The sequence below is a fragment of the Nonomuraea sp. SBT364 genome (genome assembly GCF_001083785.1).
Taxonomy (GTDB): domain Bacteria; phylum Actinomycetota; class Actinomycetes; order Streptosporangiales; family Streptosporangiaceae; genus Nonomuraea.
In genome coordinates, this window is record NZ_LAVL01000161.1 from 1 (window position 1) to 19027 (window position 19027).

At 73.7% G+C, this 19027-nt stretch carries 22 protein-coding genes and 3 tRNA genes; 11 read left to right on the top strand and 14 right to left on the bottom strand.

The features are described from left to right. The coding region (locus tag ADY59_RS39175) for a CHAT domain-containing protein (protein ID WP_049573790.1) at positions 1 to 1305 on the top strand (1305 nt) is incomplete at its 5' end. 6 nt (positions 1306 to 1311) lie between these two features. Here ADY59_RS39175 and ADY59_RS39180 read toward each other — a convergent pair. Then, complete coding sequence (locus tag ADY59_RS39180) at positions 1312 to 1767, bottom strand: hypothetical protein (protein ID WP_049573793.1); 456 nt, start codon at positions 1765 to 1767, stop codon at positions 1312 to 1314. Between the two features lie 50 nt (positions 1768 to 1817). Next, positions 1818 to 2774: a helix-turn-helix transcriptional regulator gene (locus ADY59_RS51925; RefSeq protein ID WP_049573795.1), complete on the bottom strand. Its 957-nt coding sequence runs from the start codon at positions 2772 to 2774 to the stop codon at positions 1818 to 1820. A 43-nt stretch (positions 2775 to 2817) separates the two neighbouring features. On the opposite strand from ADY59_RS51925, the gene ADY59_RS39190 reads away from it, so the two are divergent. Next, positions 2818 to 3945, top strand: coding sequence for an epoxide hydrolase family protein (locus tag ADY59_RS39190; protein ID WP_049573838.1), 1128 nt, complete (start codon positions 2818 to 2820; stop codon positions 3943 to 3945). A 6-nt stretch (positions 3946 to 3951) separates the two neighbouring features. On the opposite strand, the gene ADY59_RS39195 is transcribed toward ADY59_RS39190, so the two are convergent. From ADY59_RS39195 to ADY59_RS39205, 3 genes are all read right to left on the bottom strand, one after another. Next, a complete protein-coding gene (locus ADY59_RS39195; RefSeq protein WP_049573799.1) occupies positions 3952 to 4500 on the bottom strand; it encodes a GNAT family N-acetyltransferase in 549 nt (182 codons plus the stop codon). 41 nt (positions 4501 to 4541) lie between these two features. After that, positions 4542 to 5309, bottom strand: coding sequence for a sirohydrochlorin chelatase (locus ADY59_RS39200; RefSeq protein ID WP_063780921.1), 768 nt, complete (start codon positions 5307 to 5309; stop codon positions 4542 to 4544). A gap of 222 nt (positions 5310 to 5531) precedes the next feature. Continuing rightward, positions 5532 to 6839, bottom strand: coding sequence for an MFS transporter (locus ADY59_RS39205; RefSeq protein WP_049573801.1), 1308 nt, complete (start codon positions 6837 to 6839; stop codon positions 5532 to 5534). A gap of 90 nt (positions 6840 to 6929) precedes the next feature. Here ADY59_RS39205 and ADY59_RS39210 point away from each other — a divergent pair, with 90 nt between their 5' ends. The 4 genes from ADY59_RS39210 to ADY59_RS39225 all read left to right on the top strand — a co-directional run bounded on the left by ADY59_RS39210 (position 6930) and on the right by ADY59_RS39225 (position 9746). Beyond that, positions 6930 to 7622 carry a GntR family transcriptional regulator gene (locus ADY59_RS39210; protein ID WP_156325996.1) on the top strand — a complete coding sequence of 231 codons (693 nt, stop codon included), beginning with the start codon at positions 6930 to 6932 and terminating at the stop codon, positions 7620 to 7622. A gap of 9 nt (positions 7623 to 7631) precedes the next feature. After that, the gene (locus tag ADY59_RS39215) at positions 7632 to 7994 is read left to right on the top strand and encodes a DUF2203 domain-containing protein (protein ID WP_049573807.1); all 363 of its coding nucleotides are present in this window, start codon (positions 7632 to 7634) and stop codon (positions 7992 to 7994) included. Positions 7995 to 8093: 99 nt separating this feature from the next. Beyond that, on the top strand, positions 8094 to 8681 hold the full coding sequence (locus ADY59_RS39220; protein ID WP_049573809.1) for a hypothetical protein: 588 nt from the start codon (positions 8094 to 8096) through the stop codon (positions 8679 to 8681). Between the two features lie 87 nt (positions 8682 to 8768). Next, on the top strand, positions 8769 to 9746 hold the full coding sequence (locus tag ADY59_RS39225) for a hypothetical protein (protein ID WP_049573812.1): 978 nt from the start codon (positions 8769 to 8771) through the stop codon (positions 9744 to 9746). A 6-nt stretch (positions 9747 to 9752) separates the two neighbouring features. On the opposite strand, the gene ADY59_RS39230 is transcribed toward ADY59_RS39225, so the two are convergent. Continuing rightward, on the bottom strand, positions 9753 to 10520 hold the full coding sequence (locus ADY59_RS39230; protein WP_049573814.1) for a VOC family protein: 768 nt from the start codon (positions 10518 to 10520) through the stop codon (positions 9753 to 9755). Between the two features lie 140 nt (positions 10521 to 10660). Here ADY59_RS39230 and ADY59_RS39235 point away from each other — a divergent pair, with 140 nt between their 5' ends. Further along, a complete protein-coding gene (locus ADY59_RS39235; RefSeq protein WP_049573818.1) occupies positions 10661 to 11281 on the top strand; it encodes an alpha-ketoglutarate-dependent dioxygenase AlkB in 621 nt (206 codons plus the stop codon). On the opposite strand, the gene ADY59_RS39240 is transcribed toward ADY59_RS39235, so the two are convergent. Then, complete coding sequence (locus ADY59_RS39240; protein WP_049573820.1) at positions 11247 to 12086, bottom strand: MBL fold metallo-hydrolase; 840 nt, start codon at positions 12084 to 12086, stop codon at positions 11247 to 11249. The two genes, ADY59_RS39235 and ADY59_RS39240, sit on opposite strands and share 35 nt — an antisense overlap. 48 nt (positions 12087 to 12134) lie before the next feature. Between ADY59_RS39240 and ADY59_RS39245 the strand changes: the two genes are divergently transcribed. Further along, positions 12135 to 12563, top strand: a complete 429-nt coding sequence (locus ADY59_RS39245; protein ID WP_049573823.1) for a MerR family transcriptional regulator — start codon at positions 12135 to 12137, stop codon at positions 12561 to 12563. 62 nt (positions 12564 to 12625) lie between these two features. Here the strand turns inward: ADY59_RS39245 and ADY59_RS39250 are convergent, their stop codons facing one another. Both ADY59_RS39250 and ADY59_RS39255 read right to left on the bottom strand, forming a co-directional pair. Beyond that, a complete protein-coding gene (locus tag ADY59_RS39250) occupies positions 12626 to 13708 on the bottom strand; it encodes a WD40/YVTN/BNR-like repeat-containing protein (protein ID WP_156325998.1) in 1083 nt (360 codons plus the stop codon). 123 nt (positions 13709 to 13831) lie between these two features. Continuing rightward, on the bottom strand, positions 13832 to 14575 hold the full coding sequence (locus ADY59_RS39255) for a hypothetical protein (RefSeq protein ID WP_063780922.1): 744 nt from the start codon (positions 14573 to 14575) through the stop codon (positions 13832 to 13834). 115 nt (positions 14576 to 14690) lie between these two features. Between ADY59_RS39255 and ADY59_RS39260 the strand changes: the two genes are divergently transcribed. Next, positions 14691 to 15542: an amidohydrolase family protein gene (locus tag ADY59_RS39260; protein WP_049573827.1), complete on the top strand. Its 852-nt coding sequence runs from the start codon at positions 14691 to 14693 to the stop codon at positions 15540 to 15542. A gap of 78 nt (positions 15543 to 15620) precedes the next feature. Here the strand turns inward: ADY59_RS39260 and ADY59_RS39265 are convergent. The 4 genes from ADY59_RS39265 to ADY59_RS39280 form a co-directional block, all read right to left on the bottom strand. After that, positions 15621 to 15695, bottom strand: a tRNA-Val gene (locus ADY59_RS39265). 1 nt (position 15696) lies between these two features. Then, positions 15697 to 15770, bottom strand: a tRNA-Cys gene (locus ADY59_RS39270). A 16-nt stretch (positions 15771 to 15786) separates the two neighbouring features. Then, positions 15787 to 15858: transfer RNA gene (locus ADY59_RS39275), tRNA-Gly, on the bottom strand. A 46-nt stretch (positions 15859 to 15904) separates the two neighbouring features. Next, a complete protein-coding gene (locus ADY59_RS39280; RefSeq protein ID WP_063780923.1) occupies positions 15905 to 16543 on the bottom strand; it encodes an ACT domain-containing protein in 639 nt (212 codons plus the stop codon). Between the two features lie 82 nt (positions 16544 to 16625). Between ADY59_RS39280 and dusB the strand changes: the two genes are divergently transcribed. Next, the gene (gene dusB, locus ADY59_RS39285; RefSeq protein WP_049573832.1) at positions 16626 to 17735 is read left to right on the top strand and encodes a tRNA dihydrouridine synthase DusB; all 1110 of its coding nucleotides are present in this window, start codon (positions 16626 to 16628) and stop codon (positions 17733 to 17735) included. Between the two features lie 38 nt (positions 17736 to 17773). Here dusB and ADY59_RS39290 read toward each other — a convergent pair whose 3' ends face one another. After that, on the bottom strand, positions 17774 to 18553 hold the full coding sequence (locus ADY59_RS39290) for a phytanoyl-CoA dioxygenase family protein (protein WP_049573835.1): 780 nt from the start codon (positions 18551 to 18553) through the stop codon (positions 17774 to 17776). Between the two features lie 56 nt (positions 18554 to 18609). Here ADY59_RS39290 and ADY59_RS39295 point away from each other — a divergent pair. Further along, positions 18610 to 19027, top strand: a 418-nt coding sequence (locus ADY59_RS39295) for an AraC family ligand binding domain-containing protein (protein ID WP_197094064.1), incomplete at its 3' end; no start/stop codon positions are given.

Below are 19027 nucleotides of genomic sequence, written 5' to 3' on the forward strand. Positions count from 1 at the left end.
GGGGAGGGGCTGGCGCTGGGGAGGCTGGCCGCTCTGGACGTGCGGGCCGGGGAGCCCGCCCGGGCGCGGGAACGGGCGTCGGAGGCGATCGCGCTGCTGCGCGACACCGGGCAGGAGCACGCGCTGGCGCTGGCGTACCAGGACAGGGCGGCCGCCTCGGAGCGGCTCGGCGACCTGGCGGCCGCGCTGGAGGACGCCGAGGAGGCCGGTGAGCTGTCCGAGCGCTCGGGCGGCGCGGCGGCGGCGCTGCGGGACAGGGCCGTCGAGCTGGCTGTCCGGCTGGGGCGGGGGCGGACGGCCTGGGCGCACGCCGAGCGGGCGAAGGCCGGGCTGCCGGCCGCCGGTTCCGCCCGGCCGGGCCCCGCACCGGGGGAGCTCGACGACGTGGTGGCGGCCGGGACGGCGACCGGGGTGCTGGGGTTCTACGTGAGCGGCGGGCGCGTGCTGGTGCTCGCGCACCGGACCGGGTGGGCGCAGCCGAGGGCGTTCGGCACCCGGGTGGGGCCGGAACTGCTGGCGGCGGCAGGCGGCGAGGGCCGGTGGGGCGACGACTGGGCGCTGCTCGGCGACCTGCTGCTGGGCGACGCCCTCGACGCGCTCGGCGACGACCTGGACGTCCTCTACCTCGTCCCGTACGGGGAGCTGGACCGGGTGCCGCTGCACGCGCTCGCTCCCGGCGGGCGGCTGCTGCTCGAACGCTTCCCCGTGGCCTACGCGCCGTCCGTGGCGATGCTGGGCGGCCTCACCCGCCGGCCGAGGCCGGACGGGCGGCGTTCGCTGGTGGTCGGCTACGCGCAGGACGCGGCGGCGCGGGTCGCGTACGAGAACGAGGCGGCGGAGATCGCGCGGGACGGCGGGCAGCGCGCGCGCACCGGGCGGGAGGCCACCGCCGGGCTGCTCGAAGGCGACTGGGAGCGGATCCATCTGGCCTGCCAGGGCGCCTACGACCGGGCGGACCCGTTCGGCTCGGGCGTCAGGCTGGGCGACGGGCTGCTCACCGCGCGCCGGATCGCCGCGATGCGGATCGCGGCCGGGCTCGTCGTGCTGGGCTCGTGCGAGAGCGGCGGCGCGGCGCCGCTGGGGCAGGCGCTGCTGCACGCGGGGGCCGGAGCCGCGGTCATGCCGATGTGGCCGGTCGGCGGGGAGGTCAGGCGGGCGGTCACGCGCAGACTGCACGCCCGCGTCCGCGACGGCGCCGCGCCGGCTCAGGCGCTGCGCGAGGTGACGCTGGCGGCACGCGACAGGCACGGCCCGGCCCGGCCCGACCTGTGGGCCGCGTACGTGCTCGTCGGGCTGGCCGCGTGAGCCCGGCTACGGGCGCGGCCGGGCCGCCGTGACCAGGCCCGCGGCGGCGTCGCGGGAGTCGACCGGGACGGCGTCGTCGGGGGTGCGCTCGCGCACGTCGCGGTCGCGGATGGCGAAGACCGCGGGGGCGACGCCCATGTCGCCGTAGCGGCCGGTCACCGCCGCCGCGACGGCCCGGCGGACGTCGGCGACCACCTGCCGCGGGGTGTGGCCGGAGCCGGAGACCGCGACATGGCCCAGCAGGCCGGCGAAGCGCGACTCCGACCGCGCCGGGGGACGCTGACCGGGCAGCACGGGCCGGTCGAGCCAGAACACCTTGCCCGCCAGGAAGGCGTCATAGCCGGCGCCCTCGTGGCCGGCCGCGCGCGCCGACTCGGCGAGCAGCACGCCGAACTCGGCGAGGTCGGCGTCCGGCGGCAGGTCGGTGGTGACGAACAGCGGCACGATCAGCGAGTCGAGCATGAGCCATCCCTCCTGTGAGGAGCCTCATCGTAGGGGCCGCCACCGACAATTCACCGGCCGCGCGCCGCGTCGGCGAGCCGCTCCGACAACACCCGCAGGTGAGCGGCCAGTTCGGGCGGCTCGTGCACCTCGAACGGGACGCCCAGCGAGACCAGCCAGAAGGCCATCTCGTCCAGCGAGTTGCCGCCGGCGGTCAGCAGGCAGGACTCCGGGCCGAGCGGCTCGACGGAGGCCGCCGAGGGGGACAGCCGCTCGGCGACCGTCCCGGCGGGCGCGTGCACGGTGAACCGGCCCAGGACGGGGTACGGCGCGCCGGCGATCCGCCGGGACGCGTAGCCCGCCAGGTCGGTGTCGGGCGGGCGGCGCGGGGTGAAGCGGGGGCCGTTCGGCGTCCGGGGCCGCAGCCGGTCGACCCGGAAGACGCGCCAGTCGTCGCGGCCGGTGTCGTAGGCGATGAGATACCAGCGGCGGCCGGTCGCCACCAGCCGGTGCGGCTCCGCCGCGCGCGTCGTCACGGTGCCGTCGGCGCCGCGGTAGTCGAACCGCAGGCTCTCATGGTCGCGGCAGGCCGCCGCGATCGCCGCCAGCGTGCCCGGATCGACGGCGGGCGCGCCGCCGGTCAGGGGGACGGTCATCGAGTGCAGGGTGCTGACCCGGTGCCGCAGCCGCGGCGGCAGCACCCGCTCCAGCTTGGCCAGTGCCCGCAGCGACGTCTCCTCGATCCCGGCCACGCCGCCCTGCGCGGCGGTGCGCAGCCCCACGGCCACCGCGACCGCCTCCTCGTCGTCGAGCAGCAGCGGCGGCAGGTCGCTGCCCGCGCCCAGCCGGTAGCCGGGCACCCCGGCGGTGGCGTGCACCAGATAGCCGAGCTCACGCAGCCGCTCCACGTCCCGGCGCACCGTGCGCCCGGTGACGCCGAGCCGCGCGGCCAGCTCGGACCCGGACCACTCACGATGGGTCTGCAGCAGGGACAGCAGCTTCAGCAGTCGCGCCGAGGTCTCCAGCATCCTAGGACCCTACCTGTCCTAGCCGGGGCCTAGCGTGGTCGTCATGAAGCCCTTCCGCATCGACATCCCGCAGTCCGACCTCGACGACCTGCGGGATCGCCTCGCCCGCACCCGCTGGCCCGACGAGCTCGACGGCGCCGGCTGGTCGTACGGGGTGCCGGTCTCCTACGCCAGGCGGCTGGCCGAACACTGGCGCACCGGCTACGACTGGCGTGAGCACGAGGCGGCGCTGAACGCCCACCCGCAGTACGTCACGGAGATCGACGGGCAGGACGTCCACTTCCTGCACGTCCGCTCGCCGGAGCCGGACGCGCTGCCGCTGCTGATCACCCACGGGTGGCCCGGCTCGGTCGTCGAGTTCATGAAGGTCATCGGCCCGCTCACCGACCCGCGCGCCCACGGCGGCGACCCAGCCGACGCCTTCCACCTCGTGGCCCCCTCCATCCCGGGATTCGGCTTCTCCGGCCCCACCCGCGAGCGCGGCTGGGACGTGGCCAGGGTCGCGCGGGCCTGGAAAGAGCTGATGAGCCGCCTCGGCTACGACCGCTACGGCACCCAGGGCGGCGACACGGGCGCGACGATCTCCCCCATGGTGGGCAGGCTCGACCCCGCGCACGTGGTGGGCGTGCACGTCAACGGCGCTCTCGGCTTCCCCTCCGGCGACCCGGCCGAACTGGAGGGCCTCACCGAGCCGGAGCGGTCCCGGCTGAGGCAGTACGACGACCAGGACGGCGCCGGTTACGCGATCCTTCAGGCCACGCGGCCGCAGACGCTCGCCTTCGGCCTGCACGACTCCCCGGCCGGGCAGCTCGCGTGGATCGCCGAGAAGTTCAAGGAGTGGACCGACCCGGCCCACGAGCTGCCCGAGGACGCCGTCGACCGGGACCAGCTGCTCACCAACATCAGCCTCTACTGGCTGACGGGCACGGCCGCCTCCTCCGCCCGGCTCTACAAGGAGAGCGCCGCCTCCTGGTTCGGCCCGGCCGAGCCGTCGCCGCTCCCGCACGGCGTGGCCGTCTTCCCCGGCGACTCCGGCGTCCGCCGCATCGCCGAGCGCGAGCACCACGTCGTGCACTGGTCGGAGTTCGGCAGGGGCGGCCACTTCGCCGCCATGGAGGCGCCCGACCTGCTGGTGGACGACGTCCGTACGTTCTTCAGGCTCGTGCGGTGAGAGCGGTCAGCGCTCGGTCCACTCGTCCTCCAGAGCGGCGTGGATGACCGAGTCGCGCCAGCCCTGCGGCGTCGACACGTGGTGGCGCAGCACGCCCTCCTCCACCATCCCGGCCGTCAGCATCGCCAGCTGCGCGGGCAGGTTCGCGGGGGAGCGGGCACCCCAGATGCGGTGCAGGCCGAGCTGCCGGAAGCCGTACTTCAGCAACAGCCTGACCAGATCGGTGCCCATGCCCCGGCCCCAGTGGTCCGGGCGCAGCCCGAGCCCGATCTCTGCGCTGTGCGGATGGTCGGCGTCGACGCGCAGGCGCGCCACCCCGATCGGGTCACGCTCGCCGGGATCGAGCACCGCCAGCACGTGGAGCAGGCGCGGCTCGCCCGCCGCCGCCCGCACCGCCTCGCCGACGAGATCGGCCACCTGCGGGACGCTGAGCGGCGCGAACGGCATGTGCTGGGTCGCGCCCGGGTCGCCGTAGACGGCGTGGAGGGCGGCGACATCCGCCTCCGTGACCTCACCGAGCCACAGCCGCCCGCCCTTGCACACCACCTGGCGCATGCGGAGAAGGTAACGCGAGCGGGCCGATCTTCACAAGGACGTCAGGTGGCCAGCTGGCTGCCGTAGGCGCGGGCGACCAGTTCGGCGATGGCGCCGTGCGAGCCGAGCGGCTCGGCGTGCCCGGCGTCGATCGCCGCGGCGGCCGACTCGACGAGGTCGGCCGGCGCCTCGTGACCGATCAGGCAAGGCGCGATGGCCAGGCGCTGGGCTCCCGCCGCGCGCAGCCGCTCGGCGGCCACCGGCACGCCGGGCTCGCTGTCGAGGGAGGCGGCGACGACCGGCAGCGTGAGCCTGGAGGCCAGCAGCACCGCCGTGGCCTGCACCGCGTGCACCGCCCGCTCGCCGCCGACGGTGCCCAGGATGACGCCGTCGACCGGGCTGAAGACGTTGAGCAGGCGGACGCGGTCGGCCCTGGCCAGGCCGCGCTCGGCCAGCCGGATGTGCAGCGCCTCGGCGAGCAGCGGGTGCGGGCCCAGCGCCTCGGTCATCACGGCGGGGGCGCCGCTCTTGGCCACGGACTCGGCGATCTCGGTCAGCACGGCCGGGTCGTCCCAGGTCAGCAACGGGACGACGACGGCGTCCCGGTCGGCCGGCAGCGAGGCGGCCAGCTCGTCCACGGCGGTGAGCCGTACCTCGATCTGGGGGTTGTCGACCCGCACGACGGCGGCGATCTCGGCCGGCACGCCCGAGGTGCCGCCCGGTGCCGCGAGCACGAGGACGGGCGCGTCCGGGGGCAGGGACGTGGGGACGAGCCGGCGGTGGCGACCGCCGCCCGGCCTGGGGGAACGTGCACGTACAGGGAGGCTCACAGGCGCGCAGTTTATGCGTAATCGGTGTCCGGCGTTCCGGGAATCGGCGGCGATTCCGTTACAACGCCCGCCCTGTGATCGACATCACATCGCGGCCGGCCCGGCCCCCGCGGCTGTCGGGCCGGCGCGACGGCGGACCGCGGGTCGCCCGGGGCGTGTCGCCCGCGCGGGCGGCGGTGGCAGCCGCCGCCCGCGGCTTCCGCGGCGGAGCGGGAAGCGGTCTCAGGCGCGCTGCGGCTGGCTGTCGTGCTCGCCGGCGAGGTCGAGGTCGCGGGTCTCCGGCGCGATGGCCAGGCCCACGGCGGTGACGGCCAGCGCGGCCACCACGTAGAGCGACACCGCCAGCGTGGTGCCGAACGCGTCGAACAGTTTGATCGCGATGATCGGGGCCAGCGCGCCGCCGACGATCCCGGCCACCTGGTAGCCCATCGAGGCCCCGCTGTAGCGCAGCCGGGTGCTGAACAGCTCGGCGATGAAGGCCGCCTGCGGGCCGTACATGGCGGCGTGCGCGACCAGCGCCAGGACGGCGGCCAGCGCGATCAGCGGGAATGAACGCGTCTCCAGCAGCGGGAAGAACGCGAACACCCACACCGCAGCCGCGACCACGCCCGCGAGGTAGACCGGACGCCTGCCGTAGCGGTCGGACAGGGCGCCGAACAGCGGGATCAGCGCGAGCTGCAACGCCGAGCCGATGAGGACGGCGTTCAGCCCGACGGACCGGTCGAGCCCGAGCGGGCCGGTCAGGTAGACCAGGATGTAGGCGGTGAAGGTGTAGAAGGCCACGTCCACGCCGATGCGCGCGGTGAAGGCCGACAGCAGTGCGCGCGGGTGCGTGCGCAGCACCTCGACCAGTGGCATCCGCGCCTTGGCGCCCTGCTGCTCGACCCGCTCGAACAGCGGCGACTCGGTCACCTTCAGCCGCACCCACAGGCCGACGAACACCAGCACGCCCGACAGCAGGAACGGCACCCGCCACCCCCACGACAGGAACGCGGCGTCCGACAGGGTGAACGACAGGATGGCCAGCGTGCCGGTGGCCAGCACGTAGCCGGCGGGCACGCCGACCTGCGGCCAGCTCGCGTTGAAGCCGCGGCGGCGCGGGTCGCCGTGCTCCAGCGACATGAGCACCGCGCCGCCCCACTCGCCGCCCAGGCCGAGCCCCTGCACGAACCGGAGGAGGGCGAGCATGACCGGCGCGAGCACGCCGACGCTGTCGTAGCCGGGCAGCACGCCGATGAGGAACGTGGAGATCCCCATCAGCAGCAGCGTGACGACCAGGACGGTCTTGCGGCCGGCCCGGTCGCCGAAGTGGCCGAACACGATCCCGCCCAGCGGCCGGGCCACGAACGCGACGGCGTTGGTGGTCAGCGCCAGCAGGGTCGCGTTGAGCGGGTCGAACGTCGGGAAGAACAGCTTGCCGAAGACCAGCGTCGCGGCCGTGGTGTACAGGAAGAAGTCGTACCACTCCAGCGACGTGCCGATCAGGCTGGCGAGGATCACCCGCCGCGTCTGTTGGGGGGAGCCTGACATCAGCTTCGCTCCTTCGTCAGGGGGTTGGTATCAACATAAGAATTGTTGAACGATTCGACAAGAGTTTTGTTTGATGATTTCCTGTTGCGTGTGGACGAAGCTCTCGTTGACGCCCTCGGCGACCTCGTTCGGGACCGGTCACGCCTGGGGCGCAGCAGCACGGCGGAGCGGGTCGCCGACATCCTGCGCGACCGCATCATCGAGGGCATGTTCAAGCCCGGCGACCGGCTGTCGGAGGAGACGATCTGCGAGCGGCTGGAGGTGTCGCGCAACACGCTGCGCGAGGCGTTCCGGCTGCTCAGCCATGAGCGGCTGCTGGAGCACCGGCTCAACCGGGGGGTGTTCGTCCGGATCCTGTCGGCCGCCGACGTGGCCGACCTCTACCAGGTGCGCCGGGTGCTCGAAGGAGCCGCCGTGCGGCGCAAGCCGACCGGCCAGGCCCTCGCCGTCATCAGGGAGGCGGTCGGCGACGCCGAGCGGGCCGCCGCCGACGACGACTGGCAGAGCGTCGGCACCGCCAACATCCGCTTCCACCAGGCCCTCGTGACGCTCAACGACAGCCCGAGGCTGGACGAGGCGATGCGGCAGCTGCTCGCCGAGCTGCGGCTCGTCTTCCACGTCATGGAGAATCCCCGCGCGTTCCACGAGCCGTTCGTCGCGCGCAACCGCGAGCTGCTCGACCTCATCGAGGCCGGCGAGCCCGACCGCGCCGCCGCCTTCCTCGACGCCTACCTCGACGACGCCGAGCAGCTCCTCATCCACGCCTACGAGCCCACCCGATAGCGTTCTGTCATGGACAGGCTCTTCACCCCCGACGAGGCCCGGGCCCTGATGCCGGCGATCCTGCGGGAGAGCGCCACGCTGGTGGCGGCACGCGCCGACCTCGCCGAGATCGCCTTCGACCGCGAGACGGCCGGGTCCTCGCCGCTGGGCGGCCTGCCCGAGCTCAAAGCGGTCGAGGCGCGCCTCGAGGAGATCGTCAGCACCTGGAGCGATCGGGGGCTGGAGGTCAAGGGCATCGCGCCCGTGCTGCTCGACTTCCCCGCCGTGCTCGACGGCGTCTCGGTACGGCTGTGCTGGATCGAGGGCGAGCCGGAGCTGGGCTGGTATCACCGCACCGACCTGGGCTTCGCCGGGCGGCGGCCGCTGCCGTAGAGGCAGTGCGCAGCAAGTGTGCAGGCGTGGCCAACGACTGCCCGGGGTGCCGGCAGGCAACCTGATCTCCGACTGACCCCCGTCTTTCAGGAGAGTCGCATGTCCACGATCAGCACAATCACCAAGATCGCGATGGCCGCCGTGGCGCTGGCCGGCGGCACCGCCCTCATGGCGCCCCCGGCCCAGGCCGCCGGCTGGAGCTGCTACGGCACGTGGGACCACCGGAACATCACCCTGCCGGGCAAGCCGGACATCGACGTGTCCGCGCGGTCCTGCGTGTACAAGGACGGCAATACCCGGCGCGCCAGGATCCAGCTCAAGTGGGAGCCGAACCTGGAGGGCCTCGGCGGCGTCAGGTTCGACAAGTTCTCCGTCCAGGTGCGGCTCGAACAGAACGACAAGGTCATCGCCGGCAACTGGTGTGATCCTCGGGACGCGCTCAACGGCGACGGCGGCTCCGACGACTGCTCGACGAGCTACGTCGGCAGCAGCTACCAGTACGGCTGGACCGGCGACGGCAAGATCGTCTACAACGTCAACAACGACGGGCTGGGCGACTACGTCTGGAACCTGCACGGCTCCAACGAGGTCAAGACCGCCCCCAACGGCCTGGAGGCCGGCGACGAGCCGGAGCCGGAGCCGCTGCCCGACCCCGCCGACACGCCCGAGCCCGAGCCCGCGCAGTGACCGCTCCGTACCGTCCGTGACGTGGCCGACCCGTGACGAACCTTCCGCCCCGGACCCGGATCCAAGGATGAGACGAAAGGATCACCCATGCGACTCACCCAGGGTCCGGCGGCGGTGTCACGGGAGCTCACCGCCACCGTCACGGCCGTCCTGACGGCCGCACTCCTCCTGGCCGCCCCGCCGGCCGCCGCCGGACCGCACCACGCCCACGACGCCGTCCGCTACGCCTCGGTCAAGCGCTGCGGCGACGACCCGTGCGGCCCCTGGCGCCTGATCACCCGCGACGGCGGGCTGCGGGTGCTGCGCGACGCCCGGACCGTCGCCCTCACGCCCGGCGGCAGGCGCAGCGACGCCCTCGCCCCGATCTCGGTCAGCGGCGACGGGCGGAAGGTCGCCTACCTCACCAAGGCCGGCCGCCCGGCCGTCCGCGACCTGCGCGGCGACGTCACGCTGCTCGGCGCGGGCGAGCTGCCGCGCGTGGCCGATCATCACGTCGAGCTGCGCCTGTCGGGCGACGGCGGCAGGCTGGCCGTCGAGATCACCGACCAGCGGCACGCCGGGACGCGCGTCTACGACACCGCGACCGGCGCCCGGCTGGGCACCCTCCCCAAGGCCGCGGCGTTCGTCGGCTTCAGCGGCGACGGCGGCGAGGTGCTGACCGCCGTCGACCGCGGCGCGGGCAAGGAGGACCTGGCCGTCCACGCCGACACCGGCGAGCGGCTCACCGGTGGCACGCCCCCCGCGCCCGTCTCCGAAACCCTCCAGGCGCTCGCCGCCGACGGCAGGACCGTCGCCCTCCTGTCGTCCGGCAAGCCCATGATCACCCTGTACGACCTCGACACGGACCTGGTCGTCGGGCGGCTGCCCGTCAAGCTGCCGGCCGGGGAGCTCCACCTGATCGACTGGACCGGGGACCGGCAGGTGACGATCCACCTGGCGCGCTACGGGGCCCGGAGCACCGCGATGACGGTCGTCCGGGTCGACACCGAGACGGGTGAGGTCACGACGAGGGACCGCTACGCGCTCCGCGACGACACCTTCGCCTTCGCCGCCTGCGGAGGCTGACCCCGGTCAGGCGGAGCTGGTGATGACCGCGAACCGGGCGCCGTGCGGATCGGTGAGGTAGGCCATCCGGCCGACGCCTTCGATGTCCATCGCCGGCTCCGCGAGCGTGCCGCCGAGCTCCTGGCACCTGGCGGCCGCCGCGTCGCAGTCGGGCACCTCGAAGTAGGGCAGCCAGTGCGACCGGCCGCCGCCGGGCAGCTGGACGAGACCGGCCATCGAGGTGTCGGCCTGGTCGCCCTCGGCCGGTGACGCCACCGGGTAGGTGTAGTCGCCCATCGGCACGTCCTCGAACCGCCAGCCGAACACCGTGCGGTAGAAGGTGCGCATGCCCTCGATGTCGGAGGTGTAGAGCTCCACCCAGCCGAGCGAGCCCGGCTCGGTCACCAGGCCGAGCCCCCGCAGGCCACCCGGTTCCCACAGGGCGAACTCCGCCCCGGACGGGTCGGTGAGCTGCGCGAAGCGCCCCTGCCCCTCGATGTCGGCCGGCTGCGCCCGCACCGTGCCGCCCGCCTGCTCGACGGCCTTGGCCGCGGCGTCGCAGTCGGAGGTGGCGAAGTAGAGGATCCAGGCCGGGGTGGCGCCCTCCTCGGTCAGCGACCCGATCGCGGCCACCGGCTTGTCGCCGACCTGGCAGAGGCCGTAGGCCATGTCGGGGCCTAGCGACTGGAACCCCCAGCCGAACAGGCCCGTGTAGAAGGCGGCCGTGGCCTCGAGGTCGGGGCTGCCGTAGTCGATCCAGCAGGGTGTGCCCGGCAGGAACTGGGTGGTGAGCATGACGTGCTCCTTCGCGCGGTCTGATGGGTGGCCCCGTCCCCAAGGCGACGCCGCTTCCGAGCCTCGCACGGCGCACCGGCGATCGCCGCCCACGACACGCAGTCGAATCTTTGTTTGAACAATGCCGTACACTCGACTTCATGAGCGCGGTATTCCAGGCATCTCTGCTGGGCATGGGCGAGGAGCTCGGCGTCGGCCCGCTCGGCGCGACCGTCCGCCGCACCGTCCTGAGCCACGGCGCGTGGCTCGACGTGCGGCCGGGCTGGCTGTCGGGGGCGGACGTGCTGTTCGAGCGGCTGGCCGAGCGGGTGCCGTGGCGGGCCGAGCGGCGCCGGATGTATGACCGGGTGGTCGACGTGCCCCGGCTGCTGAAGTTCTACGACGAGGGCGAGACGCTGCCCGACCCGATCCTCCTCGACGCCATGCGGGCGCTCAACGAGCATTACGCCGCCGACCCGTTCCGCACCGCCGGCCTGTGCTTCTACCGTGACGGGCGCGACAGCGTGGCCTGGCACGGCGACACGATCGGCCGGGGCGCGACCGAGGACACCATGGTGGCGATCGTCTCGGTCGGCAGCCCGCGTCCGCTGCTGCTGCGCCCGCGCGGCGGCGGCCCCTCCATCCGCCATGACCTGGGGCACGGCGACCTCGTCGTGATGGGCGGCAGCTGCCAGCGCACCTGGGAGCACGCCATCCCCAAGACGGCCCGCGCGACGGGCCCCCGGATCAGCGTCCAGTTCCGGCCCCGCGACGTCCGCTGAGCCCCGGGGCGCGGTAGTGGTCGAGCTCCCAGGGGTCGTGCGCGCTGAAGAGCGAGACCTGGTCGCCGTGGCGGCGCACGAGCTCGCGGAGCCGGGCCCGGGTGCCGACCCTCAGGTCGTGGTGGACCTCCGAGCTGGTCTGCACGAGGTCCAGGACCGGGTGCGGGTGGGGGTCCTCGCCGAGTTCGCGGTGATAGTAGTAGGCGTCGCCGCAGTGCAGGAGCCAGCGGTCGCCGTCGCGCACGGCGACGCCGGTGTGCCCTTCGGTGTGCCCGCCGAGCGGGACCAGGCGGATCTCCGGCGGAAGGCCCTCGGCCCGCAGGGAGACGAACCCGAACCAGTCCTCGCCGGCGTCGCCCGCGTAGGTCACCCAGTCCGGTCCGTGCGCCCAGTGCGCCGGGCGGTAGCGGAAGCTGGGCGCCTGGCGGGTCGCCGCGTCGAGCTCGGCGGCCATGACGTGCACCCGGGCCGCCGGGAAGTCCGGCAGGCCGCCGCAGTGGTCCACGTCGAGGTGGGTGACGATCACGTGCCGCACGTCGCCGGGGTCGTACCCCAGCGCGGCGACCTGGCGGACGGCGGTCTCCCGCTCGTCCAGCACGGGTTCGGCCAGCTCGACCCAATCGGCGCCGAGGGTGCCGGCGGGGTCGCGTACGTCGTCCAGGCCGAGACCGGTCTCGACGAGGACCAGTCCCGCCGAGTCGGTCTCGACCAGCAGGCAGTGGTTGACGGCGGGCGCCGCGGCGGGGCCCTCGTAGGTGGGCTCGATCCGCCGTACGGACCCGCAGTTGAGGTGATGGATCTGCATGGCGGCTAGTGTCTGACTTGAAGCGCGGTTCAAGTCAAGGAGACCCGGATGAGTGAGGAACTGCTGGACATCGGCGAGGTGGCGGAGCGCTCCGGGCTGGCGGCGTCGGCGCTGCGGTTCTACGAGAAGCAGGGCCTCATCGACTCGGCGGGGCGCAACGGCCTGCGCCGCAGCTACCGGCCCGGGGTGCTGGACCGCCTCGCGCTCATCGTGTGCGCCCGGGGCGCCGGGTTCACCATCGCGGAGATCGCCGCATTCCTCAGGGCGACCCCCGGCGACCTGGAGCTGCGTGCCCGCATGGCCGACAAGGCGACGCGACTGGAGGAGGACATCGCCCGCCTGGAGCGCATGCGCGACGGCCTGCGGCACGCCTCGGCCTGCACGCACGAGCCCCTGGTGGAGTGCCCCGGCTTCAAGCGTCACTTCCCGCCGGACGCCGCTCTCGCGGCGCGGCGGGCCGGCGTCGGCCGGGGATAGACGCTGCCGGCGGGAGCCGGGATGGGCGCTGCCGGCGGGAGCCGGGATGGAGGCTGCCGGCGTCAGTGGTGGCGGAGGGTCAGGCGGGCCAGGCGGCCCTGCTCGCCGGCGGCCCAGCACGACAGGTCGCGGGTGCACGACACCGTGTCGAACGAGCCGGTGTCGAACGTCCGCCACGTCCTGCCGCCCGTGTACGTGATGTCGCTGCCGGTCGGCCCGACCGCGACGGCCGCGAACGGCAGGCGGGGCAGCCACGTCACGCCCGACCGATACTCCGGTGGCGGTGTGGCGGCGGGCCGCCAGGTGTGGCCGCCGTCCCGCGACACCGCGCCCGCGCTGGGCGAGCGCTCCCCGGGACGGTAGTCGCCGCCGACCGCGAGCCCGTGCCGGGAGTCGCGGAAGGCCAGCGCGAACACGCCGCGCGCCGGATCCCCGGCCGGGATCGGCGCGTCCGCCACCGTCCAGGTGCGTCCCCGGTCCCGCGAGTGGAACACCCGCGCCCGCTCCGCACCGCCGCTGGCCAGCCAGACGTCCCGGCCGCCGGCCGTCACCAGGCACTGCCCGCTCGCCGCGAACCCCGCCTCGCCCGGCAGCGCCTCCGGCATCCCGCCGGCGGGCAGCACCTGCCAGCTCCGCCCGCCGTCCCCGGTCGCCAGGATCCGGAACCTGCCGTCGACCGGGTCGCTCATCGCCAGCCCGTGCCGCCGGTCGAAGAACGCCACGCAGTCGTAGAAGGCCCGCGGCTCGTCGTTCCTGAACGTCTCGGTCCAGGTACGCCCGCCGTCCTCGGTCCGGTAGATCCGCGAATCCGCGCCGGCGCCGATCGACAGAACCACGGCCCGGCGCGCGTCGAACGCCTCCACGTCCCGGAACTGCAGGGCCTGGGTGCCGGGCGGCGACACGTTCTCCCAGCTCCGCCCGCCGTCCACGGTCCGCAGCACGGTGCCCTCGGAGCCGGAGGCCCACACCACGTCGCGGCTCACCGGCGCGAGCCCGCGCAGCCGCGCTGTCACCCCGGTCTCCTTCAGCTCCCAGCCCGGTGACAGCTCCCGGTCCGGTGACGGGGTGGCGGCGTGGGCGGGCACGGGCGCGGCGGCGAGCACGCAGGCGGCCGACAGTGCGCTGATCGCGAAACGAAGCCTCATGCCGCGCAAACTAACCCAAAGGATCACAGTCGTCCATGCCCCGAGTCAGGGCGCCCGCTTCCGTCCGGTCGTGCGCCGTCTCAGGGGATCACTGGACATCGCCGCCATCATCCCGGAACGGGATCAGGGCACGGCCGTCACCAAATGCCGCAGGACGCGGCGGGTCTTCGACTCCTGGCCCGGGTCGGACTCGACGCCGTGGCCGCGGACGAGCTCCGCCAGCGACGCCTGCGCCGCGGACGCGCTCTCCGGTGAGACGCGCAGCGACAGCTCCAGGAAGTCCAGCGCGTCGTCGACCACCCAGCGCTCGGCCAGCGCGGTGAGCTTGGTTCCCGATGCGTCGAGCTCCAGCGGTCCCCAGCGGGTCGCGGCGACGGGCGGCAGCAGCCGGAGGGTGCGCAGGTTGACGTGCAGGCCCGCGCACGTCCTCAGGAAGCGTTCCTGCTTGTCGGTGAAGAGCCCCTTGATCGACCGGTTGCCCGCGTGGACGGCCTCGATCCGCTCCGGCGACCGGCGCGCGGTGCACGAGGCGGCGAGCACCTTGCGCGGCCCCGCCCAGTCGGCCTCCAGCTTGAACTCCCACCCGTCGCCGTCCGTCGCGCCGAGCCAGTAGTCGTTGAGCTGCGAGCGCCGGCAGGGGCGCAGCTTGATGGTGGAGTCGCTCCTGCGGTCGCCGGTGTCGCGCACCCGCAGGACCACGCCGGCGTCGAGCAGCGGCGTCCCGGGGGCGAGTCCGTCGGCGGTGTCCTCGCAGAAGTAGATCTTCAGATCCTGGCCGTCGTCCGGCTCCAGCGCGAGTGCCCGCATGGCCGCCGGCACCCGGGGGCCGTCAACCGTTAACTTGATCTCCACTGTGTTGGGTCGCATTATGCAACAATCCCCCGCTGCGGCCCGCTGACACCGCCCTGAGGACACGCCGGGAATCTTGAAACATCGGATGTCTGGTAGCTTGCGGCCACCACCTCTGGACGCTGGAGCCCGTATGACCACCCGCATCGACGCCCACCACCACGTCTGGGACCTCCGCCTCCGGCCCCATGCCTGGCTCGATCCGGACGACCTGGCGCCCATCCGCCGCACATACACGCTGGACGACCTCGCCGGGCCCGCGGCGGCGGCCGGGGTGAGCCGGACGGTGCTGGTGCAGGTGCTGCCCGACCTGGCCGAGACGCGCGAGTTCCTGGCCCTGGCCGCCGGGTCCGACCTGGTGGCGGGCGTGGTGGGCTGGGCCGACCTGACCGCGCCCGACGTCGCCGGCGTGCTCGCCGGGCTGACCGGGCTGCCCGGGCGGCTGGTCGGGGTGCGGCACGGCGTGCAGTCCGAGCCCGACCCCGGGTGGCTCGCCCGGCCCGAGGTGCGGCGCGGGCTCGCCGCAGTGTCCGCCGCCGGGCTGGCCTACGACCTGCTCACACTGCCGCACCAGCTGCCCGCCGCCATCGGCGCGGTGGCCGCCCTGCCTGAGCTGACCTTCGTGCTCGACCACCTGTCCAAGCCGCCGATCGCCCCGGGGGAACTGGAGCCGTGGCGCGGCCTGGTCCGGGAGCTGGCCGCGTACCCGAACGTCTTCTGCAAGCTGTCCGGGATGGTCACCGAGGCCGGCCGGACGTCCTGGCGGGTGGCCGACCTGCGGCCGTACGCGGAGACGGTGCTGGAGGCGTTCGGGCCCGAGCGGGTGATGTTCGGCTCCGACTGGCCGGTGTGCCTGCTCGCGGCCGGCTACGAGCGGGTCGCCGAGGCCGCCGAGGAGCTGTGCGCGGGCCTGTCGGACGGCGAGCGGGCGGACGTCTTCGCCGGGACGGCCCGCCGCGCCTACCGCCTGCCCGGCCCGGCGTGACCCGCCGGCGTCATCGCGTGCCGTCCGTACGGCAAGAAGCCCCAGACTCCCGGTGTGTGCCGTGAGCTGGGGCTTCGATGGTGGACGATACTGGGATTGAACCAGTGACCTCTTCCGTGTCAGGGAAGCGCTCTCCCGCTGAGCTAATCGTCCTTGGAGGTGGAGACGGGATTTGAACCCGTGTGGACGGCTTTGCAGGCCGCTGCCTCGCCTCTCGGCCACTCCACCAGGAGGTTGAACTCCGAGCGGAAGACGGGATTCGAACCCGCGACCCTCACCTTGGCAAGGTGATGCTCTACCACTGAGCCACTTCCGCGTTGCCCGGCCAACTCTAGCGGGTTTTCCGACCGGTTGCTCACCCGTCAGTGCTTGCGGAGCTGACGGGCGACGCTGCGCTCGGTGGCCGGGAGGCTGAGGAAGATCTCCAGGATGCGCGTGAGGCGGTGGACCTCGATCCGGTGGAAGGCCGGGCCCTCGGAGCGGGCCAGCAGGAGAGTGAGGGCCAGCGGCGGCAGCGGGGCGTGGATGACGTGCAGGCCGCCGTCGAGGGTGACGGCCGTCGGGCGGGCCGCCGTGAGCTCCGGGAGCGTGAGCCCCTGCGGGGCGCGCCAGCTGGCGTAGACGACGCCGCGCTCGGCCGTCGTGGCCGCCCAGTCGGCGCTGAACAGCACCGGCAGCGAGTCGACGAGCGTGGTCAGCGCCCGGTCGCCCGCGGTGGTGATGTACTTGAGTATCTCCAGCTCGGGGTAGGTGCCGGGGGCCTCACGGGTGGTCCAGACGCCTTCGACCGTCACGTCCTGGACCGACTCCAGGCTCTTGCGGAGCGCCGGCCTGGAGATGTCTTCGGGGCAGAAGACCGTCAGGTCGTCGACGGCCATCCCCGCGCCCCTGTCGAGAACCGTGACCTGGGTGATGTCCGCCCCGGCGGAGCCCAGGACCGTGGTGATCTGCGCGAGCGAGCCCGGTTTGTCGGGCAGCGCCAGGCGCACTCGAAGAAGCATCCATCACTCCCCACGCGAGATGCCGTGTCACAGACTATCCGCGAATACCGCTCCTGGCCCGACCTGCGCTACAACTGACGGGATGAAGATTGGGCCGATCGGGGTGTGGCCCCCCGTCGTGCTGGCGCCGATGGCGGGCATCACGAACGCGCCGTTCCGGGTGCTCTGCCGCGAGCAGGGCGCCGGGCTGTTCGTGTGCGAGATGATCACGACGCGGGCGCTGGTCGAGCGCAACCCGAAGACGTTCCGGATGATCAGGTTCGCCGAGTCGGAGAAGCCCAGGAGCATCCAGCTCTACGGCGTCGACCCGGCCGTCGTCGGCCGCGCCGCCAGGATGATCGCCGAAGAGGACCTGGCCGACCACGTCGACCTCAACTTCGGCTGCCCGGTGCCCAAGGTGACCAGGCGCGGGGGCGGCTCCGCGCTGCCGTACAAGCGCAACCTGCTGCGGCGCATCCTGCGCGAGGCCGTCGCCGGCGCCGGCCCGCTGCCGGTCACGATGAAGATGCGCAAGGGCATCGACGACGACCACCTCACCTACCTCGACGCCGGCCGGATCGCCGCCGAGGAGGGCGTCGCCGCGATAGCGCTGCACGCCCGCACCGCCCGCCAGCACTACGGCGGGGTGGCCGACTGGGAGGCGATCGCGCGGCTCAAGGAGGCCGTGCCGGAGATCCCCGTCCTCGGCAACGGCGACATCTGGTGCGCCGACGACGCCCTGCGCATGGTGGCGCGCACCGGCTGCGACGGCGTGGTCGTCGGGCGCGGCTGCCTGGGGCGGCCATGGCTGTTCAAGGACCTGGAGAACGCCTTCCGCGGCAGCCCCGAACGGGTCCGGCCCACGCTCGGCGAGGTGGCCGCGGTGATGGCCCGGCACGCCGAAGGGCTCACCGAGTGCTTCGACCTGGAGCGCTACGCGATAGCCGACTTCCGCAAGCACGTCGGGTGGTATCTCAAGGGGTTCACCGTCGGCGCCGAGCTGCGGCGCGAGCTGGCCACGGCGGAGTCGCTCGACGGGCTGCGCGAAGGGCTCGCCAAGCTCGACCACGACCAGCCGTGGCCGCCCAACACCGACACCCCGCGCGGCAAGTCGGGCGAACGCGCCAAGGTGCACCTGCCCGACGGGTGGCTGGACGACCCCTGGGACACCGTCGTCCCCTCGGACGCCGAGTCGGACATCTCCGGCGGCTGACCCCTCGGTCAGTGCCGATCAGTGCCGGTCGGTGCCGGTCAGTGCGGGCCCGTGACCTCGGTGCCGCACGGGCCGCCGCCGGTGGCGGGCTCCAGCGTGACCGGTTCGCCGGACATCGTGAGCGTCGGGTAGTACTCGGCGATGCGTTCCGCCGAGCGGCCGACGTAGTGACAGATGAAGCTGCGGCGGAACCGGTCGGCGGTGCTGTTCGGCTCCGAGCCGTGGACCAGGCTGCCGTTGAAGAACAGCACGTCGCCGGGGTCCATGTCGACGGGGACGCGCTCCAGGCCGGGCGGCGGCGGCACGTACTCCCGGGTGAACGACTGGCCCCGGTCCGCCTCCTCCGGGCAGAACAGGTCCATCAGATGCGTGCCCGGCACCACCTCCAGGCCGCCGTTCGCGCGGTCCACCCGGTCCAGCGCCACCCAGGCCGCGACACAGGTGCCCGGCTCGACGCGCAGGTAGAAGTTGTCCTGGTGCAGCGCCTGGCCCCTGGCGCCGGGCGGCTTGAAGTAGAACATGCTCTGGGCTGCTATCGGCTCCTCGCCCAGCAGTTTCTCCAGGATGGCGCCGATCCGGGCGTCGAGCAGGTAGCGCAGGGCCACGTCGTTCACCTGATGGGGGTGCATGACGCGGGGGTAGTCGCGCAGGATGTCGTACGGCCGGCCGGGCTCCTGCGCGCTGGGCGAGAAATGGCCCGGGATGGGGCCCGCGGCGTGCAGCGCCATGAACTCGTCACGCAGCTCCGCCACCTCCTCGGGGGCCAGCAGCGCGGGGACGATGACGAATCCGCGGTGGTGGAAGTCGTTGAGGCTCATGCCGTTCACGGTAGGCGGCGGGGGCGTGCGAGGGTATGACGGTGACCGCTGACGACATGTCTGTTCCTGCTGCCGAGCTGATCGTCGTGGGGCACTACGACCAGCCGGCGGGCTACGCCACGCGCCGGGCCGCCGGGGCGCCGAGCTGGCTGCTCATGTGGACCCAGGCGGGAGCGGGGCTGGTGGAGCAGGGCGGGGTGTCGCTGCGGGCCGGGCCCGGCGACCTGGTGGTGCTCGGGTCGGGGGAGCCGCATCACTACCGGGTGGCGCCCGGGGCGGGGCGGTGGCGCTTCTGGTGGGTGCACCTCCAGCCGCGTCCCGCGTGGGCCGGCTGGCTGGCGCCCCACGCGCTGGCTCCGGGCTGCCACCTGGTGGCGGGCGTCCCGTACGCGCTGCGCGCCCGCATCGACGGCGCCTTCCGCCGCGCCCTCGCCGACGCCCACTGGCTCCCCCCGGCCCGATACGCCCCCGACC